Raw genomic sequence first — 25,258 nt, 5'->3', positions numbered from 1 at the left:
CCGGAGTTCATCTTTGCCGATATAGACCTGATGCCACCCCGATCAACTCCCCGGCATGACAGGCTATGTCACAAACGCATTTGGGATTAGTCTCATGGCCCCATAAAGGAAAGGATATTTCATGATTGGGCCGGACGGGCTTGTTCCTCTTCCCCAGTGGCCAGACTATGGCCTGACAGACGATCTCCTCCCGTACCTGGAGATCTGGCTGGCACAGGGGAAAGAGGTAGCCCTTGCTACGCTGGTGTCAATCACCGGATCATCTCCCCGCCCCCTTGGCAGTGAAATGGCCATTTCCAGTGCGGGAGACGTACAGGGCTATGTATCTGGCGGATGCGTGGAAGCAGCAGTCGCAGCAGAAGCCCTGCAATGCCTGAAAGACCGCCAGCCCAGATCTCTGGATTATGGCGCAGGCAGCCCGGTTCTGGATATTCAATTAACCTGTGGTGGCAGGATCGGCATTTTCGTTCGGCCCATCGCAAACCTTGCCGCTTATGTCGCTGCGCTTCGTCAGGCGAGAGAAGCCCGTCAGGCCATCATCGTCCAAACGAATCTTGAAACCGGCGAGATGCATGTTTCGCCTTCAGCTATGCAAACCCAAGGTAATCTATTTGTACGACGATACGCGCCACCGATTCGACTGATTGTCGCGGGGGGAGATCCGGTGACACTGGCTCTTCTGAAGCTGGCCCCCCAGTTCGGGGTTGAGCCTTTCCTGCTGCGCCCACTGGGTCCTGCGCTTCCGCCGGAAGGACTGGCGCCGGAGTGCTACGATCGTCGCTATCTGGACGAGGCTTTGCATGATTTGCATCTGGACGCCTGGAGCGCAGTTTACGCTCTGACCCACGATGCTCACACTGACTTGGCCATCGCCTCGAAAGCTCTGAAATCCGACGCCTTCTGCGTTGGAATTCTGGGCAGCCGGCGCAAAATCTCCAATCGGCTTGCTGCGTTACATGCTGCCGGCATCACCGCAGAAGATCTGGAGAAACTTCACCTGCCCGCAGGGATGGACATCAACGCACGCAATCCGATGCAGATCGCTCTGTCAATTTTATCCCAGATCACAGCGAACCGCCCAGCGTAATGCCCCATGACGCAGTTCTTCTTGCCGCAGGCGGCAGCACGAGACTGAATCGTCCCAAGCAGTTGCTCACCCGTCAGGGCACACCGCTTGTCCGGTACGTTGCAGAACTTCTCCTGAGCACATCTCCGGACCGATTGGTCATCATCACCGGAGGCTCCGCCGAAGCCGTCGCCTTAGCCCTTCAAGGGCTCCCTGTGGACATATGCTACAACCCGCTCTGGAACACCGGCCTGGCAAGTTCCATTCAATGCGCAGCACGAGCTTTGAGGGGACGGGACAGGTCAATTCTCATCGCGGGAACAGATCAGCCGAGGCTATCTCTCCCACACCTGCTCCGGTTGCGAGACACCCTCCCTGCCAATGCAAATGTCGTCACACAGTACAAAAAAGGCGCGATGGGGATTCCGGTTCGCGTCTCTGCCGCCACATTAGCCAAGGCCCCCGAAGTCAGTGGGGACAAAGGATTTCGGGACCTGTGGGCAGACCTGCCACCAAAAAAAATCGAGGCCCCCGAATTGCTCGAAGACCTCGATACTCCTGATCAAATGGCCGAAGCCGTCAAGGCAGGGTGGATTGATCCGCCTGCCTGACGTCTCAGATCAGCTTCGTGCGTATACGTCCTCAATGCGAACGATATCATCTTCCCCGAGATAAGGACCGGACTGAACTTCAATCAGGGTCAAAGGGATCTTGCCCGGATTTTCCAGACGGTGAACACAGCCCAACGGCAGATAGATGCTTTCGTTTTCACGAACCATCACCAGGTCTTCGTCACGTGTCACCATGGCGGTTCCACCAACAACGACCCAGTGCTCCGCACGATGGAAATGCTTCTGCAAGGAGAGCTTCGCCCCTGGCTCCACCACGATACGCTTGACCTGGAAACGATCGGCCTGGATGAGGCTTTCGTAGAAGCCCCACGGACGATAGCACCGGTTGTGCGCGACAGCTTCCTTGCGGCCTGCCTGCGCCAGCCGGTTTACCATGTGCTTCACATCCTGAGCACGATCACGATGCGAGACCATTACCGCATCCGGTGTCACCACCACGATCAGATCATCCACACCAGCAACTGTGGCGATGATACCGTCTGAACGGACGTAACAGTTGCGCGCATCATCAAGGAAAACATCGCCGAAGGTCGCATTTCCCTCTGCATCCTTAGGCGTCAGATCCCAGAGAGCATCCCAGCTGCCAATATCCGACCACCCGAAATTACCCGGCACCACGGCTGCAAGCTTGGTGCGCTCGGCAATAGCGTAATCAACGGAGATATCTGGCGCAGCGGAAAAGCTTTCTTCTTCCAGTCGCTCGAAATCCATATCGGTATGGCGATTGCGTACCGACTGCCCAACGGTTTCGTAAATCCGGGGTTCGAACTGTTCCGTCTCTTTCAGGAATACGCCAGCCTTCGCAAAGAACATTCCCGAATTCCAGAGACACTTCTCGGACTGGAAAAGTTCTTCGGCTTTGGCTGCCTGCGGCTTTTCAATGAAGCGGGACACTTCATAGACGCCCTGTACACCAGCCAGTTCAGCACCGGCTTCGATGTATCCATAACCCGTTTCCGGTCGCGTCGGCTTCATTCCAAACGTGACGATCCGGCCAGCCTCTGCCGCCTTCAGGGCATCTTTCAGGGAGTGCTGAAGAGCGGTCTCATCGGTAATGGCTGCATCGGCTGCCATAATCCAGAGGATGGCGTCTGGATCCTGCTCTGCGACCATGAAAGCCGCAGCAGCAATAGCAGGAGCAGAGTTTCGGCCAACCGGCTCAAGAACGATTTTGGCCTTGTGAATCCCCGCGTCGCGCAGTTGCTCAGCAACGATGAAGCGATGCTCTGAATTGCAGATGACAACCGGATCGGCAAAGCCCGCAGCTCGCCCTCGAAGAGCAGTTTCCTGGATGAGCGTCTTATCACTCAGAAGAGGCCAGAACTGCTTTGGATAGCTTTTGCGTGAAACCGGCCACAGGCGGCTTCCGGACCCACCAGAGAGGATGACTGGGACGACGTTCTGAACCATGGAGCAGATATTCTTCCACCAGTTAATAAAAGTAGCCACGCACGTCCGCAGCCATAGTTGCGAACGATTTTACAGGGGCTAACGAGCATTGCCAATCGCGTCACGCACAAAGAACCTTGGAGACGCCCAAAAGTACATACGGACACATCGCGACAAAAATGAGATGCTCAGGTCAAAAACTGAGACAATTGCAGATACTCACAAGACTACCGCAAAAACGAAACCGCATCTTATTCTGACGATCACTAATCTTTTATAAGAGAAACATACGTTTCTGCAGAAACGTCTCGCTACTCAACGCTTCTGAATGTCTCAGAAAATACTCAGCCAGCCCCTCATAAAGGCACCAGCCCGCTACCCGCCACTCAAGCCACTTCAGCAGGCGGACGAGAAGACGGATGATGTTTTTGCCAGTGCCCTTCTAGGGCCAGCCGTTCATAATGAAGCTTCTGGCGCACCCAATGCAGCATGCCGGAAAGTGTTACGATAACGATGCCCACAAACGTCCAGTTATCCAACGGCTGATGAAAAAGCAGATAACTGAATGCAACTGCCCAGAGCATCTGACTGTACTGGGGCAGTGCAACCCGGTTAGCCGGCGCCAGAGCCGTTGCCATCATCATAAAGAGCTGACCAAGAGCGGCCAGAAAACCGTATCCGAACAGAAGCGCCCAGTTCCCAGCACCATGTGGCCAGGTGGCGTGTGCCAGCATCAAAAGACCATCACCGATCAGCGGGCCAAACAGGCTTGACCCAAACAAGGACAGTCGGGCGCTCTGGTTGCCTGCCAGTCTGTAGGCAATCACACTGGCAGCATTCGCCATGGCTGCGATCACCGCACAGAAGTGCCCCAGATGAAACGCCCGCACGCCCGGTCGTAGAACGATCAAGACCCCGAGAAATCCAACACCAACTGAAAGCCAGGTCCACCCGGAGACCTTTTCTTTCAGAATTCCGACGGAAATCAGGGTCACGAAAAATGGCATCAGGAACATGAGTGACAATGCTTCTGGCATCGGCAGCAGCATAAAAGCCATGACACTGGAAGCCGTGGACACAAATGTTGCAAACGCACGCAACAGCCACATGGACGGGCGATCCGTCGCGAAAATATCGGAATAGGATTCCTGTGGCTTTCGGATGAACGGCAGAATTAGGAAACCGAAAATACCGCCTGAAAAAGCGACTTCAAACGGATCCAGTTGCCCAGCAAGGCCTTTGGAACAGGCATCGCTAATGGAAAAAAGGGCAAAAGCGGCGAAAGACAACATCATGCCTGATGAGAGGAACTTCAGATTCACCCGATGAGTCTCCACGCATTCCGGACCGTCATAATGGCCCGGAGACTATGGAGACCTCATCTGCCGCGCAGTCAATGTGACAAAACATTAAAACCAATCTGTATGATCCTGATGAGCGGGCGGCACTGCCAAAAGATTCTGCAGCCCTATCTCAAACGGCATCGGGTTCACGCCCAGGCGCTCCTTCATCGGAGCAATATCGAAGTTCTTGTCTTCCAAAAGGCGTCGGATTTCTTCCGGCGCAATTGTGGGCAGCTTAGGAACGTGCCGCATGATGTGAGCAGCAGCGATCAGAAACCACGCAGGAAGCGAGATGATTGGCCGACCACCGAGCCCTGAAAAGTAGAGAATCATCCGAACAAACGTTCGGTAGGGAACAGCATTGGGGCCAGCGATGACAAAAACCTCTGGCCCGCTGACTTTCCCACCCAGAATAAGATCAATGGCCGCAACAACGCAGCGCGTGACGTCCTGCTGATGAATGGGCTGAACCAGCGAGCGCCCACCGCCAGGAAGTGGAACAATCGGCAGACGCTCCAGAAGCCTCGCAAGCCGCTGCACATTATCCTCTCCCTGAGCACCATAAATCATCGTCGGGTGCAGAAGAATGGAAGGGCGGCCATCTGCCTTGAGGGCAGCTTCGCCTGCCAGCACCCCGCGACCATGATCATCCAGCCAACGCGTAAACTTGCGAGTACTGCCAAGAGCAACAACAGGCGCACGGGTTGCACGCAGAATGGCTGAAAGATGACGGGCATGAGCTGTATTCACGACAACGTCCGCCTGCTCCAGCGCAATTGGAAGAGCAACCGGATCTGTCAGATCGGCCTGTCTTACGGCTGTGCACATCTCTGCAAGATCAGGAGCCAGTTTTCCTCGGCTCCGCACAACAGCGATGACATTGTGCCCTTGGTTAATCAGCTGACGAGAGAGCGCCGAGCCTGAACGACCACTGGCGCCAATAATGCAGATCGTAGACGTGCTGGCGCTTTGGCTCACTGGACGGTCACCTTGAGATTGTCCGGCGACATCAACGTCATGGCTGCCGTAGGCGACGACGCTATTGCTGCTAATGCTGTGAGCGTCAAAGGCGGCTTTGGTGTCAGAGTAATCGATAACGTGCGGTCATTGGGGTTCGCGAAGTAATCCGGCAGAGCCGCCAGGGCAGGGTATGGCGACAGCCCCATTTCCATTCCCTGCGCGAGAACCGTTCTTGCCTGGTCCTGAGCGGCACCGTCCAGAGGGCGTCCTGCATTCAGGGACGGAAGAGACTGGACCAAACGATCGCCATGCAACGTGAGCGTCACCTGCGCCAGCTGAATGGCATCATGCGGATTTTTGGCTGTTCCAACCTTGAGCTGCTGATCCGAAGGACCGAGCAAATTCATGCCGAAATGAGCTTCGGTGAAGTTTGGAATGTTCAAGACACCCTGCACATGCAGTTCGCCCGTCTGCGCAATCCGCTCCTGCGCATATTTCAAGGTTGAAGAATGCCCATCAATATGGACCGGCACTTTGCCGCTTGAAGAGTGTGTGTGAAAACCCTCTCCTTCGAAAACCGTCGTGTCTTTGCCGCTTTTACGCGTTCCAGTGCCAATCAGCGTATCCATGCTGAACGTTCTGTCTGCCGAAATGATCTGCGTGCCGCTCAGCTTCATGCTTTCAAGAGGTGGCAGCGCATAGGCAGCGGCCTCGTTCCCCGCCTGCTCGTAGGCAATCCGGGTGGCAAGTTCAGGCTGGCGAAGCTGGAAATTTTTCAGAGACATCTGCACTGACATGGCGCGAGGCGTTCCGTCAGGCTGAAGCGTCGTACGGGACGCAATGGCAAGGCCGTTCTGGATCGCGATCGTTGTCGTGCGTCCCGGGCCGTAACCATCAATCTGGATCGAATCTGACGTCAGACTGTTGAAGTGCATGCTGTTCGGCTGAAGAACCTGCGAAAGATTCTGCACCGACAGATGATCAATATATCCACGCTCCAGATTCAGATGCCCCAGATCAAGCGACTCCAGACCGCTTTTCCCTGCGGGAGGCGGAGGAGTCACCAGATGATTCAGAGTGACGGAATGAGCCCGGATGACCGCAGTAGGCGTCTGGAGAGACGGATCCACCATATCCATATGGGACAGCGTCAGGCCACCATCAGGTGTCGGGATTGGATGACCCAGACGTAAAGTATGTGCCCGGAACGTCATGTTGCCATTCTGAAGAATGACATCCGTCAGCAACGCTCCACGGGCGAGGATGGCCGGGCGCGCGGCGGAATAGCTCAGGGTTGCTCCCACAGGAAGGGAGGCACGGAACCGGGAAATCCCCCGATCAAGCGCAACAGAGGCTGCGTGATGGATACCAATCGCGCTCATTCCAGCGATGACTGCGAGCAGGCTCGTTGTGAGCCAAGGGCGTTTCACGTTGTTTTTCCTGTTTTTCATCGACACTGGGGACAGGAAGATGCGGTCCCTGAATTGAGGGCAGGATACCATTCCGGGCGTCCGGGGCAAATCAGACCCAAAAAAATTGCGGTATTATAATACCTCATAGCTCAAAACGGCTGGAAACCGGGCCGAATCAGCCATCATGATTCCAAAAGATGACTTGACGGAAAGGCGCGAGCCCGCAATAAGGCCGCACCTGATCCGCTTTCCAGGCAGCAGCATTCTCATCAGAGAATTTTTCTGTTTGTGAAAGCGCCATCCACGGCGCGGCCCTGTCGCGCCCCAAGCTGGAATGTCACTAATGAAGACCACACGTTCGCTGAAGCCGGCGGAGGTGACGAAGAACTGGGTGCTGATCGACGCCGAAGGGCTCGTTCTCGGCCGTCTCGCCACCATCATCGCTACTCGTCTCCGCGGCAAGCACAAGCCGCAGTTCACCCCGCACGTCGACTGCGGTGACAACATTGTTGTCATCAACGCAGAAAAGATCGCTCTGACGGGTAACAAGTTCGGCCAGAAGCTCTTCCATTACCACACGGGTCATCCGGGTGGCATCAACGAGCGCACCATCACGCAGCGTCTCACGGGCAAGAACCCGGGTCACGTTGTCGAGAAGGCTGTTGAGCGCATGATCACGCGCGGTCCGCTGCAGCGTGCTCAGATGAAGCACCTTTATGTTTACGCTGGTTCCGAGCACCCGCATGACGGCCAGAAGCCTGTCAAGCTGGACGTGGCTGCCCTGAACCGCAAGAACACAATCTCACACGAGTCGTAAGGCCTGACCATGTCCGAGACCCAAGAGCGCACCGGCACGCTGCAGGACCTTGCGAGCGTTGCTCCTGCAGTAGCCACCAACGCCGCCCCGGTTCACGAAGTAAAGCGTGACGCCCAGGGCCGTTCCTATGCTACCGGCCGTCGTAAGGACGCCGTAGCCCGTGTGTGGATCAAGCCTGGCAAGGGTGACATCATCGTCAATGGCCGTCCGGTCACGACGTATTTTGCCCGTCCGGTTCTGCGCATGCTTCTGACGCAGCCGTTCCTGATCGCTGACCGTTACAACCAGTTCGACGTGTATTGCACAGTCGCTGGTGGTGGTCTGTCCGGCCAGGCTGGTGCAGTTCGTCACGGTATCTCCCGTGCACTGACGCACTACGAGCCGAGCCTGCGTGGCATCCTGAAGGCTGCTGGCTTCCTGACGCGTGACAGCCGTATTGTCGAGCGTAAGAAGTACGGCCGTGCGAAGGCACGTCGTTCCTTCCAGTTCTCGAAGCGCTGATCCGTCAGCTTTTCGAAGCTTTGGAGAAACCCCGGTCACGATGTGGCCGGGGTTTTTTCATGCCTGACGCGCAAACTTTAATTTCTATCAGAAAGTGAATTTGGAAATAATATTTCCCTATCGCCTCTCCCCAACTCCTGTGGCAGAGTGCCCCGCACGTTTATCAGAGTAGCTTGCGGAAGTTCTTTTCATGACGACCTTCACTATTGAAAAAACCGAAACCCCGATGGACCCGGCTCATCGCGCGCAGCTTCTTGTCAGCCCGGCTTTCGGTCGTGTTTTCACTGATCATATGGCGACCATCCGCTATACGAGCGAAAAAGGCTGGCACGACGCCAAAATTACAGCGCGCCGCCCCCTGAGCATCGATCCGGCGTCCACAGTCCTGCACTACGGACAGGAAATTTTCGAGGGCATGAAAGCCTATCGGGAAGCTGATGGTCATATTGCGACGTTCCGTCCGCAAGCCAACGCAGCCCGTTTCGCAGCCTCAGCCCGCCGGATGGGCATGGCTGAACTGCCCGAAGACCTTTTCATTCAAGCCGTTGATGAACTCGTCCGGATCGACCAGGACTGGGTTCCGGCTGGTGAAGGACAAAGCCTCTATCTTCGCCCCTTCATGATCTCCAATGAGGTGTTCCTCGGCGTAAAGCCTGCAAGCGAATACCTGTTCATTGTCATCGCCTGCCCGGTAGGCGCCTATTTCAGTGCAGGCTGCGTCTCTGTCTGGGTTTCCGAGTTCTACACCCGAGCAGCCATTGGTGGCACGGGCGAAGCCAAGTGCGGCGGCAACTATGCCGGCAGCCTTGTCGCTCAGGCCGAAGCCAAAGAGAAAGGCTGCGATCAGGTTCTGTTCCTCGATGCCCGTGAACGCCGTTATGTTGAAGAAATGGGCGGCATGAACGTGATGTTCGTGCGCAACGACGGCAAGATCGTCACGCCTCCCCTCGGAGGCACCATTCTACGCGGCATCACCCGTGACAGCCTGATCAGACTCGCTGCCGACAACGGCATCGAAGTCATTGAAGAACCCGTTGAAATCGACGAAATCTTCACAGGAGCTGCATCCGGGAAATACACCGAAGCCTTCGCCTGCGGCACTGCTGCGGTGCTTTCACCCGTTGGCAAGCTAGTCCGCCCTTCTGGGGAAGCCGTGTTTGGTGACGGCGAGACGCCGGGTCCGGTGGCAACCAAACTGAAGAAAATTTTGACCGATCTTCAGGGTGGCCGCACCAATGACGCCCATGGCTGGGTGCATCGCATCGTCTGACGACAAAAAACTCCTGTCAGTTCAATACTGGCAGGAGTTTTTTATAACTTTAATAATCACAGATCAGGCTTTTAGCTTCTGATCGGCATCAGATACGGATTGCGCAGCTACACATCCGAAAGAACGTACCCAAACCCGTACTGGGCTTTAGTCAGGCAATATTTTTAAGAGAGATTGCTGGGGCGAATGACGGGGATCGAACCCGCGACAACCGGTACCACAAACCGGCGCTCTACCGACTGAGCTACATCCGCCACACAGCGATGCGTTCTTTAGAGAAAGGTTCAGCTGGCGTCTAGCCCTTTCTCAAAGTTTTCTTCAATTTTCTGCTTAGATAACAGGGACACCACCAGTTACAGCGATATTGGCGCCCGAAACGTAACTTGCCTCATCACTGGCCAGAAAGACATAGGCCCCGGCGAGCTCCGCAGGTTGCCCCGGTCTTTTCATCGGACCATCTGCTCCAAAGTCGCGAACGTGCTCTCCACCCATGGTTGCGGGAATCAGCGGCGTCCAGATTGGCCCGGGAGCAACCGTATTTGAACGTATTCCCTGTTCCGCCAGCAACTCTGCCAGACCACCACTGAAGTTCAATATGGCGCTTTTGGTTGCAGAATAGGCCAACAGCTTTGGCTTTGGCCGATCCGCATTGACAGAGACGGTGTGAATCAGGGAACCGCCTTCAGGCATATGAGGAACAACCAGCCGCGATAGACGGAACACTGCGCCTGAATTCGTATCGAACGTCAGGTCCCATTCGTCTTCGCTGACATCTGCCAGAGATTCACGTTCGATTTGAAAGGCAGCATTATTGACGAGCACATCCACCTTGCCGAACTCGGCCACCGTCTTGTCGACGATTTCCTTACAAACGAAGCGCTCTTTAATGTCTCCCGGCACGAGCAGCGCTTTTCTGCCAGCCTTCTCGACCCACGCAGCAGTCTCACGTGCGTCGTCCATTTCTTCGGGCAGGAACGATAACGCCACGTCTGCGCCTTCCCGCGCAAAGGCAATCGCGACAGCTCGGCCGATCCCGGAATCCCCTCCGGTAATGATCGCTGTTTTACCCCGCAGGCGCCCATTCCCCACATAGGTCTGCTCACCATGATCAGGCTTGGGTGTCATTTCCGATGTCTGGCCAGGAATATGCTTCTGCAATGGCGTGTCAAACGGGGGCTTCGGATATCGGCTCATGTCGAACTCCTTAAGTTGTCGCCATGCCAACGCCGTTAATGCAGTGAATGTTCAATCATCTTTCGACGTGAACATCTTCAATCCCGCTTCAAGGCACGTTACACTGGCCGCATCATTGCCGCGCCGGGCCCGAATACGTCGCACCCTGTAGCTCTTCACTCTCAAGGATTGTCATGACACCCGCTCTCTACCGCCGCCAGTGGGGACAAAACCCGCTGCGTGAGGTTCTGGCTGGCATGGTCGGCACGTTTGCCCTCATTCCCGAAGTCATTGCCTTCTCTTACATCGCCGGTGTTTCACCTGCGGTCTCGCTGTTCGCGTCTTTTGTCATTTCGGTCTCAATCGCAATTTTTGGCGGCCGACCCGGAATGATCTCAGGAGCCGCAGGATCTGTTGCTCTCGTTGCCGCGCCACTCGTACATGCCCACGGCGTGCAGGCCATGCTGCTCGCCACCCTGATTGCCGGCGCTCTACAGATCGTCTTCGGCCTTCTGCGCCTTCAGGCCGTTATGCGGTTTGTTTCTGCGGAAGTGCGCACAGGCTTCGTCAATGCGCTGGCCATCATGATCTTTTCCGCACAGGTGCCACAGTTGCTGGGCGTTGGCTGGGAAACTTACGCCCTGATCGCTCTGGGTCTCGTCATCATCTACCTGCTTCCCAAGATTTCTGACGCCATCCCATCCCCATTGATCTGCATTGTCCTGCTGACGGCCATCACAATGGTCCATCCAATGCCTGTTCACACGGTGTCAGATCTGGGGGAACTCCCAACCGGTCTCCCTCACCTCACTCTTCCCCACATCAACCTGGATTGGGCGACCCTGTCCGCCGTTATTCCCTATGCCGTCGCCATGGCTGCCGTGGGTTTGCTGGAATCCATGATGACAGCATCAGTCGTCGATGACCTGACGGACACGCACGGCAATCAACGTATGGAGTGCACAGGCCTTGGCATCTCCAACATCCTCGTTGGAGCATTCGGCGGCATTGCCGGGTGTGGCATGATCGGCCAGACAGTCGGAAATCTGCGTTACGGCGGCCGTGGACGTCTCTCCACCTTCACGGCAGGCGCTTTTCTGCTCGCCCTGATGGTCCTTCTTCATCGCTGGGTGGGACAGGTTCCGATGGCCGCCTTGGTCGCCATCATGATCATGGTTTCGATCAGCACCTTTTCCTGGGGCAGCCTGCGAGACGTCACACGTCAGCCCAAGCTTTCAAGCCTGACAATGCTTGTGACCGTTATTGTGGTCGTGCTGACGCATGATCTGGCTGCCGGTGTTCTTGCCGGGGTGCTGCTGTCAGGTGTGTTTTTTGCCTGGCGCGCTGCCAGCCTCCTGACCGTAACCAGCCACCGCGAGGGATCAACAGAGACCTACACCATTTCCGGACAGGTCTTTTTTGCATCCGCAGACGGCCTTTCGGCTGAAATTGACTATCTGACGAACGCTGACCTCGTCGTACTCGATTTAACGCATGCACGGTTCTGGGATGTCACGTCCGTTCAGGCACTGGAAAAGGTTCTGGACAAGCTTCGAAGTCATGGACGTACAGTTGAAGTCACAGGCTTGAAGCATGAGCAGCATGGCATAATTGCATCCCAGTCAGACAATACGCTTCTGGCGATGTGAGACGCCTCTAAGGAAATAATCGCGTCCGGGCAGGAAGCAGGATACAAAGGCCTCCTCATGATCGTGAGAAGGAAAGCTGCCCGGATGCGCAGATTTATTATTGCCAGCCTCATATGCTCCATCGTAGCATCTGGGGCTTCAGCTTCCGCGCAGCCCGCGTCTCAGGACAGCGACGCTGTGGCCCAGATCTCTGCCGCGGCACAAGCTCTGATCAATCGCTACAAGATGCAGCCAGTTCCTGTAGAAGGCGGCTGGTTTTCCCAGCTTCAGCGCACCACAGAGACTATTGCTGGCTCGGCTTTGCCTGCCCGTTATGATGGCGTCACGCACCCTTTGTCCACAGCAATCCTCTTTGTAGAAACACGGCGTGACTTCTCCGCACTTCACAGCCTGAAGACAGCCGAGATCTGGCATTTCTATGCTGGAGACCCCGTTCATCTTCTACTGCTTCACCCTAATGGACAGGGCGAGAGCATTACGCTGGATAAAGACCATCCCGCTTATGTCGTGCCGGAAGGTGTTTGGCAGGGTTCAGCCCCCGCTGGGCCATCAGGCTGGTCATTTGTCGGCACGACCATGGCGCCAGGCTTTATTCCAGAAGATTTTCAGTTAGGTGAACGCAACGCCCTTAGCGAGCGTTACCCTGCCTTCCGCAAGCAGATCTCTGCCCTCACCCGTGTGAAAGACAAGGTCCAATGAAGATCAGCCTTGGTATTCTGTCGCTTCTGTTTGCACCTGGCTTGGCTGCCGCACAGGTTGTTCACCCCGACCATGTTCCAGCCATTTATCCCGCACCGGGAAGCACGCTACAGGAATTCATCGGTATTGGCGCTGCACTTCCCTCCCATCACCAGAGCATCGCACTCTTCACCCTGACTGCCGGAACGGCCTACCCTGAGAGCTACAATCGACACTCGGAAGAAATCTTCCTGATTCATGAGGGAGAGGGCACGGTCTGGCTCGGAGATCAGGCTAATCCCGTCAAAGCCGGGGACGTCATTCGCATCAGTCCACACCTGAAGCATAAAATCGCGGCTACCCCCCACTCATCTCTGAGTTTTTACGCGATTTCGGCTCCGCCTTTCTCCGCAGACGACTACGTTCAGACGCCTCCTCGCTAGCGGATTTCATTTCAGGAGCGATTTCCTTCAGGAAATTTAATATCTCTGAAATTTTATCAATATTAAAAGAATTACATCACCGTTCTTGTGAAGCAGAAGAAACAGTCTGCTTTCACCCTGCGGTTCTGTTTTCCATACAATCTTTAATGTTGCGGTAATCGAGTCTTCATACTCCGGTTTGATGAAAACTGTATTAAGGCCCTATGCAGCTGCCAGCCTCTTCGTCCGATGCACAGCCTTTACCGCGCAAGCATACCCGCGATCATCGTGTCGATGCACTGCGAGGCGCAGCTCTGCTGATGATGCTGGCTGACCATGTGCCTGATAATCTCATCAACAGAATTACCATTCGCAATTTCGGCTTTGCCGACGCAGCTGAAATCTTCGTCATGCTGGCAGGATATGCGTCCTATCTGGCATATGGTCGGTTGATCGACCGCGACGGCTGGACCAGCGGTATCCGCCGCATCCTGTCACGTTGCGCCAAGCTGTATATTTATCAGACAGCCATGACACTGGTATTCGTCTGGACCGTCCGGCACTGGCGCCATTACGAGCCCGTACCTGAATATATTCTTGAGCCTCAGCTGGCTCACGGATACGGCTGGCTATGGCGCATCCTGACGTTCGATGCGCTCCCGAGCTACCTGAACATTCTACCGCTTTATATCGTTCTTCTGGCTCTTTTCCCGCTGATCTACGCTGCCCTGAAAAAAAGCGTCTGGCTGCTGCTTGGCGTCAGTGCGGCCATCTGGGCGATTGCCAATATCGATCCGCGCATCACGGTTCCAAACTGGCTGGACCCGAATGGCTGGTATATGAATCCGTTCGGTTGGCAGTTTCTATATATTCTGGGTGTGCTCGGGGCCGTTTGGGCATCAAAGCATAATGGCGACCTGCCAGCCCGAACATGGGCCAAGGTGCTGTGTGGAAGCTACCTGATTGGCGCCTTTATCCTCTGCTTTCCGTATGAATACTGGCACCTGAGCGGGCTGCGCCTGTTTCCGGCCCCACCCAACAATGGGAAATCGACGCTCGCCGTCTGGCGATTGTTCGACATCATGTCGATCTTTTATCTCGTACAATCTTCACGTGTTCTACGTCGTTTTTCAGCCGATCGTCTGGGCCAGATTCTGGCCTTGCTTGGCAGAAATTCGCTGGAAGTGTTTTCGTTCGGCACAGTGCTGGATTTGCTGGGACGCCTGATCCTTGGAAGCTTTGGAACAGGCCTGGGCCTTCAGATCATTATTAATGTCCTGGGGCTTATTCTCACCTTCGCACTGGCAATCCCGCTAGACCGCTCCCGCCAGAAGGCGAAAGCGGCCCGTGCACGCATGGCCCCTCAAGCCGTAGCAGCACGTCCGGGATAGCTGATTTCAAAGCGCTCACAGTCCATGGGGAAGAGACGGACCTGCACATCCATCCCGCCCTCATGATCAAACCGCTCGACCACTTCGCCATGCTGGTAAAGCCAGGCCAGTGCAGCACCATCCTGCAGAGACAGACTGACTTTTACATCCTGCATGGACTGCGTCAGGTACTGGTCCAGCGTCTCGAACAGATCAGGAATACCATCGCCTGTGATGGCCGAAATCACCACAGCGTTGTCACGCTTCGGCACGGCTTCAACACCGCCGATCAGGTCTGCTTTGTTCAGAACCTCGATGGTTCGTTCCGGCCATTGGGCATCCAGCATGCCGTCCCGCACCATGCCGTCCAGAACATTCAGCACGTCAGCACGCTGAGCGGCACTATCCGGATGAGCCACATCACGAACATGCAGAATGACATCTGCCTGCGAGACTTCTTCCAAGGTTGCCCGGAAGGCAGCAATCAGTTCTGTCGGCAGATCGCTGATGAAGCCCACTGTATCAGACAGGATAACGTTCCGCCCTGACGGCAAACGCAGCGCGCGCATCGTGGGATCCAGCGTCGCGAAGAGCTGGTTTTCAGCATGGACTGCCGCGCCTGTCAGCGCGTTGAAGAGCGTGGACTTACCCGCATTGGTATATCCCACAAGGGCAACAATCGGGAATGGAACCCGCTTGCGCGCATCCCGATGCAAGCCACGTGTGCGCCGAACCTGCTCCAGCTCTTTTTTGATCCGGCCTATCCGGTCCGCGAGCATTCGCTTATCTGCTTCGATCTGCGTTTCGCCCGGTCCACCAAGGAAGCCGAAGCCACCGCGCTGACGCTCAAGATGGGTCCACAGACGTACAAGACGGGAGCGCTGATATTCGAGATGGGCCAGTTCGACCTGCAACACACCCTCTCGGGTGGCGGCACGGGCACCGAAAATATCAAGGATCAGACCCGTCCGATCCATAACCTTGCACCCCAGCGCCTTTTCCAGATTGCGCTGCTGCCCCGGAGACAGGCGGGCATCGATAATGACGACATCGACCTGATCCAGCTTCACGGCTTCGGCAAGCTGTTCGACCTGCCCGCTACCCAGCAGCGTTGCCGGGCGACGCGCCCGAAGCAGAATTGCCGCCTGCCGAACGATCACCAGTCCGATGGAGGCAGCAAGACCGACCGCTTCTTCCAGACGGGCATCTGCAGCCCGGATATCTTCCTGCTGTCCCGATTTCTCCCACGGGAGAATGACAGCAGCACGCGTGGCAGGCTTCTTGGTATCAAATCCGCTCAAAGTTCATTGTCCGCAAACCGCGGGAGGGCTCCCACGGGCATGATTGTACTGATGGCATGCTTGTAAATGAGTTGAACATGCCCATCCCGGCGCAGCAGCAGCGTGTGGCTGTCAAACTGAGCTACGACCCCCTGAAGCTTCACGCCATTGACGAGAAACACCGTGACCGGTGCCTCGATCTGATGGAGATGCTGGAGGAAAACTTCCTGCACAGCGTCTCTTCCGGCGGAAGTGGATGAAGTTTCTGACGTCACGATAATTTTGACTCGCCGGCCCTGAGGAAAAAAGGAATTGGGATCACTGCCCGTTTATCCCCCGACTGCCGGTGACGTCGAGCGATCTTCCTGTGTGGTAACACCAAGCTGCTTCAGCTTGCGATGCAATGCACTGCGTTCCATGCAGACGAAATTGGCCGTCCGGCTGATATTGCCGCCAAACCGCATGAGCTGAACCTGTAGATACTGCGTTTCAAACAGGTCTCGGGCCTCTCGAAGCGGCAGACTCATAACGTCTGCCCCGGAGTTCAGGCGCGTCATGGACGGCGCACCCTGGCTGATACTGGATGGCAGCATATCAGCCCGGATCGGGTCACTCCCCGAGCCCGGCATCATGATGAGCAGACGCTCCATCAGGTTGCGCAGTTCACGCACATTGCCGGGCCACTCATAAGCCTGCAACGCCGCAAGCGCATCCACGGAAAGTTCGCGGATCGGCAATCCCGAAGACTGCGCGCAACGCTCCAGAAAGTGTTTGGCCAGTCCCGGAATATCTTCACGGCGCTCCCGGAGTGAAGGGATGCGCAGAGGGACCACTGCCAACCGGTAATACAGATCTTCCCGGAAGCGATGCGCCATGATTTCGGACTGAAGATCACGGTTTGTCGTGGCAATGACGCGCACATCAACCTTGAGGCGCGTGTTGCCTCCAATCCGCTCAAAAGTCTGGTCCTGCAAGGCACGAACGATCTTGCCCTGCGTCTCCAGCGGCATATCTGCCACCTCATCGAGCAGCAACGTTCCGCGATGAGCACGCTCCAGAACGCCACGGCGTGCGGGCTGGCCGTCCGTACCATCCAGACCGAACAGCTCTTCTTCAAAACGGTTCGGCGCGAGCGTGGCACAGTTCAGCGCGATGAACGGACCTTCCGCACGACGGGAGCGCGCATGAATCATCCGTGCGGCCACTTCCTTGCCTGAACCGGCTGGGCCGGTAATCAGCACCCGGGAATTGGTCGGGGCCACGCGTTCGATCTGGGCACGAACAGCCGAAACAGCAGCCCCTTCCCCCGATAGCGTCGTCTCAGGCCCGGCCCGCAGTCGCAGCTCTGCATTTTCGCGCTGCAAGCGGGCAGCTTCCAAGGCACGCTGAACCACCAGAAGCAGACGATCTGACTGGAACGGCTTCTCAATGAAGTCATAGGCGCCATGCTTAAGACTGGCGACAGCCGTCTCAATAGTGCCGTGACCCGAAATCATCAGCGTCGGCAGACCTGGCTCTTCAGCCTGCATGACCTTGAGCAGTTCAATCCCGTCCAGCTTGGAACCCTGCAACCAGATGTCCAAAATGGCCAGGGACGGCCTGTGTGCCCTGAAAAGCTCCAAAGCCTGATCGGAGTTCGCGGCCGTGCGGGTCGCATATCCTTCGTCGTTCAGGATACCTTCGATCAGGAACCGGATATCCGGCTCGTCATCGACGATCAGAATCTCATGTTCCATCTGTCACCCTCATGATCCGGTCTTCCTTCTCTCCTGCACCACCCAGCTCCGCCAGAGGCAGAGACAGTGTGACGAGTGTCCCGCGCCGTCCCGATGACGGATCGGGGTCCCGATCGGTGAGCTGAAGCATCCCGGCATGGTCCTCCATGATCTTTTTGACAATCGCAAGGCCAAGACCTGTGCCCTTCGCCTTGTGTGTCACATAAGGCTCGGTCAACCGGTGGCGTTCCCCAGTCGGCAGACCAATCCCGTCATCTTCTATCCCTAGCAGGACATGCCCGTCCCGAATGTGCAAGCCCACCACAATGTGTCCAATTGGCTGCATCAGGGCGTCAGACGCGTTTTCCCGCAATTTTCCGCGGTCTGTCATGGTTATGGCATCTGCCGCATTCTGCAGAAGGTTTGTTAGTGCCTGCCCTATGAGTCGCCGATCACACCGGACGATAGGCCCTGAGGGCGGCAGATCCCGTGTTTCGAACACAATGTCGGGATGAGCGTTTCTTTGTAGCACCAGCGCTTCCCGGCAGATCCGGGAAAAGTCCTCGTTCTGCATCACGGGTTGTGGCATCCGTGCAAAAGCAGAGAACTCATCCACCATCCGGCCGATATCCCCAACCTGCCGGACAATCGTGTCGACAAGCTGCGTATATGTGTCTGGATCGCTCTGAATTTCTTTCAGGAAGCGCCTTTTCAGCCGCTCTGCTGCAAGCTGGATTGGCGTCAGGGGGTTCTTGATTTCATGCGCCACGCGTCGGGCCACGTCAGCCCAGGCCGCTTTACGCTGCGCTGACTGAAGCGCCGTGATGTCATCGAAGGTTACGACATAACCGGCGACATCCGTGCCGCGGAGTTCGGCCACGATCCGCACCAGGAGTGTTCGTCCGGCACCGGCACCGCCACCGTCACCTGGCCCTCCCGGGCGCTGCGCGCCATCCGTATCCACCTGGATTTCATCAGTATGGACGCGTTCGGGCGCCTGCCTTGCCTTGTCCAGCAGAGCTGAAAATTCCGGGACACTGACAGAGAGCCTCATACCGATCGCAGGTTGCAAATCCCGCTGGAGCACGACGGAAGCAGCCCTATTCGGCAGTTCGATCACCTGTCCCCGGTCCAGACCAATGACACCCGCCGACACACCTGCCAGAACAGTTTCCGTAAATCGCCGACGCTCATTGATCTGATCGTAAGCCTGCATCAGTTCTGACCGCTGACTCTCAAGCTGGTCGGTCATACGATTGAAGGCGCGAGAGAGCCCCACAACCTCATCGTCCTTTTCGCGGCTCGTCTTTGCTGGCACCGGAACACGAACACCCAGATCACCTTGGGAAATGCGCGTTGCTGCAAGAATGAGAAGGCCTAGCGGGTTTGCAATACGGTTGGCCAGCGCAAGCCCCGTCAACATGCCAACAGCCAAAACCAGCAGTCCCATCAGGCCGAAGATCACCACAACAGTGACCTGCGTTTTGCCCCGATTGGCAATCATGTGCTGGTAGTCCTGCACGAGCTCGTTTGTACGCCGCATATGCTCGAGGACATCAGGATCGACGGGTCGGGTAATGACCAGCATGAGCCCCGAATTTCCGCCCAGTGAGACAATGGCCCGCACCATGCGCTGATCAGGGCGGTTGAGAATGGCGACATCTCCCCCGCGTGCCATCTCCACCACAGACTTGGGCGGTAAAGGCGGCAGGGTATTCATGTCCGTCTTGCCGAGAAGGCCACCGACACCCAGAACTTTGTCCGTGAGCGGATCAAAGACCTCCGCATCGGTCAAACCACGCTCGTAAACCTCATCGTCCAGCAATTCCTGCAGACGGGATGGATTGTGGAACAGGTCTGTCCCGTGCGTGAACAGTTCATCGTTCTGAATAAGGATCAGCGTATTTGCGAGCGCAAATGCTTCTGTACGGATATTGTCGTTATGCTCCCGCAGATACCCCGCTGCTACAGAGCGGGCCTCCGTCAGAGCATTACTGACTCGATTGGAAAACCAGATCTCCACGCCGTAATGGAAGAATAGCGCTGCAACAGCTCCCACGACGATGGTCGGTGCAACTGCGACAATTCCAAACAGGGTAATGAGGCGCGCATGAAGCCTTGCACCGGCTAGCCCAAGCCGCCGTTCTGCCATCATGCGCCCGATCTGCACCACCCCTGCTGCCGTGATCAGCATGAGCATGATAAAGTCGAGCAGGAAGATGATGGCCTGCACCTGCGGACGATGCGCCAGCGACATGCCGCCCGCGAGAACGACAAAAGTCGCGAACGCCAAAATCAGTGCCATGACGGTTAGAAGAACCACCCCGTTGGCGCTTGTCAGTCGTCTCAGCACACGCCCCGGAGAAAAAGAACTCACTCGTCACTTCCCTTTGGAACTGTAATATCCAGTTCCCTGATTTTCTTGCGCAACGTGTTGCGGTTCAGGCCAAGCATGGCGGCCGCGCGAAGCTGGTTCCCGCCTGTTCTTCGCAGGACCATGGTGATAAGCGGTCGCTCGACTTCGCCCACCACACTGGCATGCAAATCACCCGCGTCGTTTTCCAGCCCGGTCTCGAAATACTCAGTTAACGACCGCTCAAGCGCTCGCGCCAGCCCCCGTGGACGCTCATTTCCTGTCCCCGGCAGGCGGCACACCGCACTGATGCGCTCAGGTCCCAAGCGCTGCGACGGCTCAAATGTGGCCAACCAGCGATGCAGACCGCTTTGAAAATTACCCTGCCGCAGCAGAAGGGTCAGGTCGTGCCTGCTCGCAGCAATCACACGCAGATCTGTCTCGGGACGCTCAATCTCCGAAACAAACCGGACCTGTAACGCAGGGCACAGGCAGTCAATCTCATCGACAAGCAGAGTCCCGCCCTGCGCCTGCTCGAACCAGCCGCTTTCACGCCCTCCGAACAGAGCATCTTCGCGCAATGCACAGGGGGTAGCCGTTAGAGCAGCGACCACAAAAGGCTGCTGCGCCCGCGCACTATGCGTGTGCAGTCGACGCGCCACGTCCTGACGATCAAGCCGGGATGCCCCATACAGAAACATCGGACGGCATGCTTCATCCGCCAGCAAGGGCTCAGCCTGCATCACCATCCCTGACTAAACCTTTGCCGGTCAGGCTGCTTCACTACATCCATCACGCGGCATGCTGCCGGCTGGTCCGTTCTCACGGTCCCGGACAACGCCCGCTTCGATGTTCCGGTCATAGAACTCTTCCAGCATGGAGATTGCTTCCGGCGCGTTATCCACACGATTAATGGCGGAGCGGAATGTTGCAGAGCCGGGCAGACCGCCGGAGTACCAGGACACATGCTTGCGCGCCAGACGCAGACCGGGGCGCTCCCCGAAATGATCCAGCATCATCCTGTAATGACGCAGGGCAATGGACTTTTCCGTTGCCAGATCCGGGTCCGGAACGTCCTGCCCGGTTTTCAGGGACTGAGCCACCTGTGCCGTGAACCATGGACGGCCATAACAGCCTCGGCCGATCATCACGCCATCCGCGCCAGACTGATGGAGCGCCTCACGGGCATCACGGATCGTATTGATGTCGCCATTCACGATCACCGGCAGACCCACAGCATCCTTCACGGTCTTTACGAAACGCCAGTCTGCAGTTCCGTTATAGAACATCTGACGGGTGCGCCCATGAACCGTCACGAGCCGGATTCCGCTTTCTTCCGCAATTTTCGCAAGCCGTGGTGCGTTGAGGGAATCGTGATCCCAGCCCATCCGCATCTTGAGCGTCACGGGAACATTCACAGCCCGCGCCGTAGCCTCAAGAATTTTTCCAGCCTGCACTTCGTCCCGCATCAGGGCGGACCCCGCCATCTGGCCGATCGCGACCTTCTTCACAGGGCAACCGAAATTGATGTCGATGAGGTTTGCACCGCCATCAACCGCAATCTTCGCAGCCTGCGCCATCGCATCCGGATCACACCCGGCGAGCTGAACCGCGTTCGGGCCATTTCCGGCCGAACGCGCCATGCGCATGGTGTTCTCGTTCTCCCGGATCATTGCCCAGGATGCGATCATTTCAGACACGACCAGTCCCGCGCCAAGGTCGCGCGCAAGCTGGCGGAACGGCAGATCCGTAACTCCTGAAAGCGGAGCAAGGATCACCGGATCTTCAATCACCACGCCCTGGCCAAGATCAATGGGCGCGAGAACGCGGTTCGGGGGAGCGGAAGAGGAGGAAGCTGTCATGACACTGTTAATTTACCGATGCACTCCCTCAAGCGCAAACGCTCCTTTGCCACGAAACCGTTAACGCCCCTGAAACGCTATCGCCTTGCATCCCTTCCATACTCTGCACAGCGACGCAGGAGGTTTTCATGCCCCACATCACCGCGAGCGACGGAACACGCATTCATTACGAAGAGCAGGGGCATGGACGCCCCCTCGTCCTGATCCATGGATGGACGTTTTCGGGCCGGTTTTTCCATCGCAACGTCGAGGCCCTGTCCGAGCATGCACGTGTCATCACCATGGATCTGCGCGGACACGGACGCTCGGACAAACCCAAACACGGTTACCGCATCGCAAGACTAGCCGCAGACCTGCGAGACCTGATTGGTGCATTGAACCTCAAGGATGCGACCGTTCTGGGCTGGTCCATCGGGTGCCCCGTGATCTGGTCCTATCTGGAACTGTTCGGGCAGGATCGGCTCAGAAGCGCCATTTTCGTTCAACAGACGCCGAAACAGTATTACTCTCCGGAATGGAAGCTGGGTCACGCAACCTGCTACGATCAGGCCGGTCTGGCTTACCTTCAGCAGCAGGTTTTTCTGGATGCTGAAAACTTTGACCGTGGCAATCTGGCAGACTGCCTGAGCCAGGACATTCCAGAAGACGAGAAAGCTTTCCTGCTTCGGGAAATGGCCGCCAGCCCGGACTATGCCCGTGCCGCCATGATGGCCGATCACACCACACAGGACTGGCGGGACGTTTTGCCGCACCTCAACCTGCGATCCCTTATGATGGTCGCGGAGAAGGACAAAATCCTGCCCGCAGGGGGGCCAGCCTGGGTGGCCGATCATATGCCGAACTGTGAAGCCGTTTTCTTCAAGGATAGCGCGCATATGGTCTTCATCGACGAAACCAAAAAATTCAATCGAACTGTTATCGAATTCCTGAAAGGCTGATTCCGATGTCCCTGCCCTTTCTGTTCGGCATGAACGAATTTACTACCCAGCCCTGGTCCTTCGAAGAAGACGTCGCACGCTACAAAGCAGCAGGCGTCCAGGCCATCGAGATCTGCGAAGCGAAGCTGGACCCTGCACGCATCCATGAACAGATGACTCTTGCTGCCAACAGCGGCATGACCATCAGCGCCATTCAGCCTTCTGTCCGTACCTTCTTCGACAGCAAGATGGCCCCTGAACCAGCCGACCCGGCCCGGCGTGCAGCACGCCTCAGGAAAAGCCTTGAGACTCTTGCGCCCTATGCGCCGGGCGCCGTTTTCGTCACCAACACAGGTGCTCCACCCAATGGGAACATGCATCGTGTCATGGATGAGACTGCACGTTACCTGCGGGACTTGTGCCCGCTGGCGGCTGATCTTGGCGTTTCCCTGTCGCTGGAGCCGCTAAATCCCACATCCGTCAATGTTGAGAGCGCAATCTGGACGATAGAGCAGGCCCTGGAGATCATTGAGGGTGTTGGCCACCCAGCGATGGGCCTTTGTCTGGATTACTGGAACATCTGGCAGCAAGACGACGTCTGTGGCGCCATTCGAAAAGCTGGCAAGAAAATCAACGTTCTTCAGGTGAGCGACTGGCGGACGCCATATTCTGCCACGGATCGGCTCATTCCCGGCGATGGCGTGATTCCCCTGCATGATATGCTTCACGCCACCTGGGAGGCGGGCTTTCGTGGAGCCTGCACCGTAGAAATTTTCTCGTCAGAGGTTCCGGACAGTCTCTATGACGGAGACCTCGAGGCTCTCATCAGTCAATCACGCAAGGGACTGGAGAATGCCTGGAACAAGGCCTGACATCAGCCAGTCGGACCAATTTCCAGCCGATGCCGGGTCATGCCGGCATCCGTGATCACAAAACGACCGTCTTCGCGCAGGCGAACGAACCCCATGCGCTCCAGGCGCTCAAGGCAGGGCTGATCGCGTAGACCTGTCGGCCGCCCTGCATCGCCGCAAAGCAGAATTCGGTGCAGGGTCGAGCGGCAACATGTTTCTAGATAGGGTTCTTCCCACATTGTTTCGCGTCTATCGCGTCCCCATGCTCCCGCCAACCCCTCCCCATCACGTTCTGCCCCACCACGTGCACGCTGCTCAGGTTTGCGGTAAGGGAAAGACTCATGATTGATCTTGGAAAACTGGCCACGCCCCTCCTGCATCGCTTCGATCCGGAGACGGCGCACGAGCTTGCCATAAACTCCATGGCCCTTGGGCTGGGAGGGTCTGCTCCGAAAGACGTACCGGCACTTGCCACCCGCGCTTTCGGACTCCGCTTTCCGAACCCAATTGGTCTGGCTGCGGGTTTCGACAAAAATGCGCGCGCCGTTCGCCCCTTGGCCAAACTCGGATTCGGCCATGTGGAAGCGGGCACCGTGACACCACGACCGCAATCCGGAAATCCCCAACCGCGCCTGTTCCGCCTCCCGGAAGACGGCGCGATCATCAATCGCATGGGGTTCAATGGCTGCGGAATTGACCGGTTCTGCCGCAACCTCGCACGCCTGCATCGCCCAATGCCCAATGGTCGCACACGCGGTGCGACAGTGCCTCTGGGCGCGAACATCGGCATTAACAAGATCGGCGCAGAGCCTCTGCGGGATTATCCGGAACTCGTCTCCCGTGTCAGTCCCTATGTGGACTACGTGACGATGAACCTGTCCTCACCCAACACGCCCGGCCTGCGGGACCTTCAGTCCGCCCAGATGCTGACGGACCTGCTGAGTGCCATCAACACGCGCAACCCGGATCGCCTGCCTCTGCTGGTCAAGCTGGCCCCGGACATGGACGACAGCTCCTACGAGCCCATTCTTGAGGCTGCCATCGCGGGCGGAGCACAAGGACTAATCCTGACCAACACGACAATTGCCCGTCCAGCAAGTTTAACGAGCCCCTTGGCAGCCGAGACCGGTGGCCTGTCTGGCAGACCTCTGGCATCCCGGTCGCGTGAAGTTCTGAAGGTTGTCTCAAACCTGAACAAGGGCCGCATCGCGCTCATTTCCTGCGGTGGTATCGAAACAGGAGAAGACGTGCTGGACCGTATCCGCATGGGGGCGGACATGGTCCAGATCTACACGTCTTTCGTGCTCCAGGGGCCCGCTCTTCTCAGCCGCCTTAAGACGGAACTTCTGGATGCCATGCGTCGAGAGGGGTTCGAAACCATTGCCGACGCACACGGGACCGCTCTTTCCGTCTGAAGCCTGCGTCTCGTTTCAAAATTAGAGCAATCAATACCAGCGCCTTTGCCAGTCCGGCAGAGGCGCTTTCTTTTGCTCACCCGCCGAAAAAGACACCGATCGTCGCCTCTGCAAGGCTTTCCTGAACCTTGTGGCTCTTCAGATCGTTAAAACCCAACATCAAAACCAGGAGTGAAAGCCCCA

The 25,258-nt window shown here is 56.8% G+C and carries 24 protein-coding genes and 1 tRNA gene; 12 read left to right on the top strand and 13 right to left on the bottom strand.

The genetic code is table 11. The annotated features are described in order from the left end of the window. The first annotated feature begins 121 nt into the window (after nucleotides 1-121). Together ABDK75_RS03785 and ABDK75_RS03780 are read left to right on the top strand one after the other, a co-directional pair. Nucleotides 122-1,087, top strand: a complete 966-nt coding sequence (locus ABDK75_RS03785; protein WP_346005023.1) for an XdhC family protein — start codon at nucleotides 122-124, stop codon at nucleotides 1,085-1,087. Next, on the top strand, nucleotides 1,087-1,677 hold the full coding sequence (locus tag ABDK75_RS03780) for a nucleotidyltransferase family protein (RefSeq protein WP_346005022.1): 591 nt from the start codon (nucleotides 1,087-1,089) through the stop codon (nucleotides 1,675-1,677). The genes ABDK75_RS03785 and ABDK75_RS03780 overlap by 1 nt, the downstream gene beginning before the upstream one ends. A gap of 9 nt (nucleotides 1,678-1,686) precedes the next feature. Here the strand turns inward: ABDK75_RS03780 and ABDK75_RS03775 are convergent, their stop codons facing one another. The 4 genes from ABDK75_RS03775 to ABDK75_RS03760 form a co-directional block, all read right to left on the bottom strand. Continuing rightward, nucleotides 1,687-3,108, bottom strand: coding sequence for a mannose-1-phosphate guanylyltransferase/mannose-6-phosphate isomerase (locus ABDK75_RS03775; protein WP_099213132.1), 1,422 nt, complete (start codon nucleotides 3,106-3,108; stop codon nucleotides 1,687-1,689). Nucleotides 3,109-3,473: 365 nt separating this feature from the next. After that, on the bottom strand, nucleotides 3,474-4,409 hold the full coding sequence (locus tag ABDK75_RS03770) for a DMT family transporter (RefSeq protein ID WP_346005021.1): 936 nt from the start codon (nucleotides 4,407-4,409) through the stop codon (nucleotides 3,474-3,476). A gap of 87 nt (nucleotides 4,410-4,496) precedes the next feature. After that, nucleotides 4,497-5,408, bottom strand: coding sequence for an NAD(P)H-binding protein (locus ABDK75_RS03765; RefSeq protein WP_346005020.1), 912 nt, complete (start codon nucleotides 5,406-5,408; stop codon nucleotides 4,497-4,499). After that, a complete protein-coding gene (locus tag ABDK75_RS03760; protein ID WP_346005019.1) occupies nucleotides 5,405-6,820 on the bottom strand; it encodes a hypothetical protein in 1,416 nt (471 codons plus the stop codon). The genes ABDK75_RS03765 and ABDK75_RS03760 overlap by 4 nt, the downstream gene beginning before the upstream one ends. 325 nt (nucleotides 6,821-7,145) lie before the next feature. Here ABDK75_RS03760 and rplM point away from each other — a divergent pair, with 325 nt between their 5' ends. The 3 genes from rplM to ABDK75_RS03745 all read left to right on the top strand — a co-directional run bounded on the left by rplM (nucleotide 7,146) and on the right by ABDK75_RS03745 (nucleotide 9,390). Continuing rightward, nucleotides 7,146-7,619, top strand: coding sequence for a 50S ribosomal protein L13 (gene rplM / locus ABDK75_RS03755; protein ID WP_346005018.1), 474 nt, complete (start codon nucleotides 7,146-7,148; stop codon nucleotides 7,617-7,619). 9 nt (nucleotides 7,620-7,628) lie between these two features. Beyond that, complete coding sequence (rpsI, locus tag ABDK75_RS03750) at nucleotides 7,629-8,120, top strand: 30S ribosomal protein S9 (RefSeq protein WP_010502298.1); 492 nt, start codon at nucleotides 7,629-7,631, stop codon at nucleotides 8,118-8,120. Nucleotides 8,121-8,310: 190 nt separating this feature from the next. Further along, nucleotides 8,311-9,390, top strand: coding sequence for a branched-chain amino acid aminotransferase (locus ABDK75_RS03745; RefSeq protein ID WP_046901115.1), 1,080 nt, complete (start codon nucleotides 8,311-8,313; stop codon nucleotides 9,388-9,390). Between the two features lie 178 nt (nucleotides 9,391-9,568). On the opposite strand, the gene ABDK75_RS03740 is transcribed toward ABDK75_RS03745, so the two are convergent. Further along, nucleotides 9,569-9,644: transfer RNA gene (locus ABDK75_RS03740), tRNA-His, on the bottom strand. 76 nt (nucleotides 9,645-9,720) lie between these two features. Then, nucleotides 9,721-10,584, bottom strand: coding sequence for an SDR family oxidoreductase (locus ABDK75_RS03735; protein WP_346005016.1), 864 nt, complete (start codon nucleotides 10,582-10,584; stop codon nucleotides 9,721-9,723). Nucleotides 10,585-10,757: 173 nt separating this feature from the next. On the opposite strand from ABDK75_RS03735, the gene ABDK75_RS03730 reads away from it, so the two are divergent. The 4 genes from ABDK75_RS03730 (at nucleotide 10,758) to ABDK75_RS03715 (ending at nucleotide 14,703) form a co-directional block, all read left to right on the top strand. Beyond that, nucleotides 10,758-12,212 carry a SulP family inorganic anion transporter gene (locus tag ABDK75_RS03730; RefSeq protein ID WP_346005015.1) on the top strand — a complete coding sequence of 485 codons (1,455 nt, stop codon included), beginning with the start codon at nucleotides 10,758-10,760 and terminating at the stop codon, nucleotides 12,210-12,212. Nucleotides 12,213-12,296: 84 nt separating this feature from the next. Next, nucleotides 12,297-12,911 carry a cupin domain-containing protein gene (locus ABDK75_RS03725; protein ID WP_346005014.1) on the top strand — a complete coding sequence of 205 codons (615 nt, stop codon included), beginning with the start codon at nucleotides 12,297-12,299 and terminating at the stop codon, nucleotides 12,909-12,911. Continuing rightward, nucleotides 12,908-13,333 carry a cupin domain-containing protein gene (locus tag ABDK75_RS03720; protein ID WP_264649219.1) on the top strand — a complete coding sequence of 142 codons (426 nt, stop codon included), beginning with the start codon at nucleotides 12,908-12,910 and terminating at the stop codon, nucleotides 13,331-13,333. The genes ABDK75_RS03725 and ABDK75_RS03720 overlap by 4 nt, the downstream gene beginning before the upstream one ends. A gap of 203 nt (nucleotides 13,334-13,536) precedes the next feature. Then, nucleotides 13,537-14,703, top strand: a complete 1,167-nt coding sequence (locus tag ABDK75_RS03715; protein WP_211508654.1) for an OpgC family protein — start codon at nucleotides 13,537-13,539, stop codon at nucleotides 14,701-14,703. Here the strand turns inward: ABDK75_RS03715 and hflX are convergent. The 6 genes from hflX to dusB all read right to left on the bottom strand — a co-directional run bounded on the left by hflX (nucleotide 14,676) and on the right by dusB (nucleotide 21,892). Continuing rightward, nucleotides 14,676-15,983 carry a GTPase HflX gene (gene hflX / locus ABDK75_RS03710; RefSeq protein ID WP_046901109.1) on the bottom strand — a complete coding sequence of 436 codons (1,308 nt, stop codon included), beginning with the start codon at nucleotides 15,981-15,983 and terminating at the stop codon, nucleotides 14,676-14,678. The two genes, ABDK75_RS03715 and hflX, sit on opposite strands and share 28 nt — an antisense overlap. Further along, a complete protein-coding gene (gene hfq / locus ABDK75_RS03705; RefSeq protein ID WP_369826498.1) occupies nucleotides 15,980-16,195 on the bottom strand; it encodes an RNA chaperone Hfq in 216 nt (71 codons plus the stop codon). Before hfq ends, hflX begins: the two co-directional genes overlap by 4 nt. A gap of 96 nt (nucleotides 16,196-16,291) precedes the next feature. Continuing rightward, nucleotides 16,292-17,698, bottom strand: a complete 1,407-nt coding sequence (locus ABDK75_RS03700) for a sigma-54 dependent transcriptional regulator (protein WP_046901107.1) — start codon at nucleotides 17,696-17,698, stop codon at nucleotides 16,292-16,294. Next, entirely contained in the window at nucleotides 17,688-19,982 is a 2,295-nt protein-coding gene (locus ABDK75_RS03695; protein WP_244974490.1) for a PAS domain-containing sensor histidine kinase, read from the bottom strand. Before ABDK75_RS03695 ends, ABDK75_RS03700 begins: the two co-directional genes overlap by 11 nt. A gap of 68 nt (nucleotides 19,983-20,050) precedes the next feature. Beyond that, nucleotides 20,051-20,779, bottom strand: coding sequence for a sigma 54-interacting transcriptional regulator (locus ABDK75_RS03690; RefSeq protein ID WP_346005013.1), 729 nt, complete (start codon nucleotides 20,777-20,779; stop codon nucleotides 20,051-20,053). Between the two features lie 21 nt (nucleotides 20,780-20,800). Further along, nucleotides 20,801-21,892 carry a tRNA dihydrouridine synthase DusB gene (gene dusB / locus ABDK75_RS03685; RefSeq protein WP_046901104.1) on the bottom strand — a complete coding sequence of 364 codons (1,092 nt, stop codon included), beginning with the start codon at nucleotides 21,890-21,892 and terminating at the stop codon, nucleotides 20,801-20,803. Nucleotides 21,893-22,020: 128 nt separating this feature from the next. Here dusB and ABDK75_RS03680 point away from each other — a divergent pair, with 128 nt between their 5' ends. Further along, a complete protein-coding gene (locus ABDK75_RS03680; protein WP_346005012.1) occupies nucleotides 22,021-22,830 on the top strand; it encodes an alpha/beta hydrolase in 810 nt (269 codons plus the stop codon). 5 nt (nucleotides 22,831-22,835) lie between these two features. Beyond that, on the top strand, nucleotides 22,836-23,681 hold the full coding sequence (locus ABDK75_RS03675) for a sugar phosphate isomerase/epimerase family protein (RefSeq protein WP_346005011.1): 846 nt from the start codon (nucleotides 22,836-22,838) through the stop codon (nucleotides 23,679-23,681). A gap of 2 nt (nucleotides 23,682-23,683) precedes the next feature. On the opposite strand, the gene ABDK75_RS03670 is transcribed toward ABDK75_RS03675, so the two are convergent. Beyond that, nucleotides 23,684-23,899, bottom strand: coding sequence for a hypothetical protein (locus tag ABDK75_RS03670; RefSeq protein WP_346005821.1), 216 nt, complete (start codon nucleotides 23,897-23,899; stop codon nucleotides 23,684-23,686). A gap of 102 nt (nucleotides 23,900-24,001) precedes the next feature. On the opposite strand from ABDK75_RS03670, the gene ABDK75_RS03665 reads away from it, so the two are divergent. Further along, a complete protein-coding gene (locus ABDK75_RS03665; protein ID WP_346005010.1) occupies nucleotides 24,002-25,075 on the top strand; it encodes a quinone-dependent dihydroorotate dehydrogenase in 1,074 nt (357 codons plus the stop codon). Nucleotides 25,076-25,258: the final 183 nt, after the last annotated feature.

The sequence above is a fragment of the Gluconobacter sp. OJA genome (assembly GCF_039638325.1).
Taxonomy (GTDB): Bacteria; Pseudomonadota; Alphaproteobacteria; order Acetobacterales; family Acetobacteraceae; genus Gluconobacter; species Gluconobacter cerinus.
This window is presented reverse-complemented; position numbering and strand designations above follow the sequence as displayed.

Excerpts from the sequence above, each read along its gene's own strand:
- ABDK75_RS03730 (WP_346005015.1), top strand. The coding sequence starts at position 10,758 with ATGACACCCGCTCTCTACCGCCGCCAGTGGGGACAAAACCCGCTGCGT.
- ABDK75_RS03665 (WP_346005010.1), top strand. The coding sequence starts at position 24,002 with ATGATTGATCTTGGAAAACTGGCCACGCCCCTCCTGCATCGCTTCGAT.
- rpsI (WP_010502298.1), top strand. The coding sequence starts at position 7,629 with ATGTCCGAGACCCAAGAGCGCACCGGCACGCTGCAGGACCTTGCGAGC.
- ABDK75_RS03775 (WP_099213132.1), bottom strand. The coding sequence starts at position 3,108 with ATGGTTCAGAACGTCGTCCCAGTCATCCTCTCTGGTGGGTCCGGAAGC.
- ABDK75_RS03715 (WP_211508654.1), top strand. The coding sequence starts at position 13,537 with ATGCAGCTGCCAGCCTCTTCGTCCGATGCACAGCCTTTACCGCGCAAG.
- dusB (WP_046901104.1), bottom strand. The coding sequence starts at position 21,892 with ATGACAGCTTCCTCCTCTTCCGCTCCCCCGAACCGCGTTCTCGCGCCC.
- ABDK75_RS03720 (WP_264649219.1), top strand. The coding sequence starts at position 12,908 with ATGAAGATCAGCCTTGGTATTCTGTCGCTTCTGTTTGCACCTGGCTTG.
- ABDK75_RS03675 (WP_346005011.1), top strand. The coding sequence starts at position 22,836 with ATGTCCCTGCCCTTTCTGTTCGGCATGAACGAATTTACTACCCAGCCC.
- ABDK75_RS03695 (WP_244974490.1), bottom strand. The coding sequence starts at position 19,982 with ATGGCACTGATTTTGGCGTTCGCGACTTTTGTCGTTCTCGCGGGCGGC.
- ABDK75_RS03785 (WP_346005023.1), top strand. The coding sequence starts at position 122 with ATGATTGGGCCGGACGGGCTTGTTCCTCTTCCCCAGTGGCCAGACTAT.
- rplM (WP_346005018.1), top strand. The coding sequence starts at position 7,146 with ATGAAGACCACACGTTCGCTGAAGCCGGCGGAGGTGACGAAGAACTGG.
- ABDK75_RS03735 (WP_346005016.1), bottom strand. The coding sequence starts at position 10,584 with ATGAGCCGATATCCGAAGCCCCCGTTTGACACGCCATTGCAGAAGCAT.
- ABDK75_RS03780 (WP_346005022.1), top strand. The coding sequence starts at position 1,087 with ATGCCCCATGACGCAGTTCTTCTTGCCGCAGGCGGCAGCACGAGACTG.
- ABDK75_RS03745 (WP_046901115.1), top strand. The coding sequence starts at position 8,311 with ATGACGACCTTCACTATTGAAAAAACCGAAACCCCGATGGACCCGGCT.
- ABDK75_RS03670 (WP_346005821.1), bottom strand. The coding sequence starts at position 23,899 with ATGTGGGAAGAACCCTATCTAGAAACATGTTGCCGCTCGACCCTGCAC.
- ABDK75_RS03700 (WP_046901107.1), bottom strand. The coding sequence starts at position 17,698 with ATGGAACATGAGATTCTGATCGTCGATGACGAGCCGGATATCCGGTTC.
- ABDK75_RS03725 (WP_346005014.1), top strand. The coding sequence starts at position 12,297 with ATGCGCAGATTTATTATTGCCAGCCTCATATGCTCCATCGTAGCATCT.
- ABDK75_RS03690 (WP_346005013.1), bottom strand. The coding sequence starts at position 20,779 with ATGGTGATGCAGGCTGAGCCCTTGCTGGCGGATGAAGCATGCCGTCCG.
- ABDK75_RS03680 (WP_346005012.1), top strand. The coding sequence starts at position 22,021 with ATGCCCCACATCACCGCGAGCGACGGAACACGCATTCATTACGAAGAG.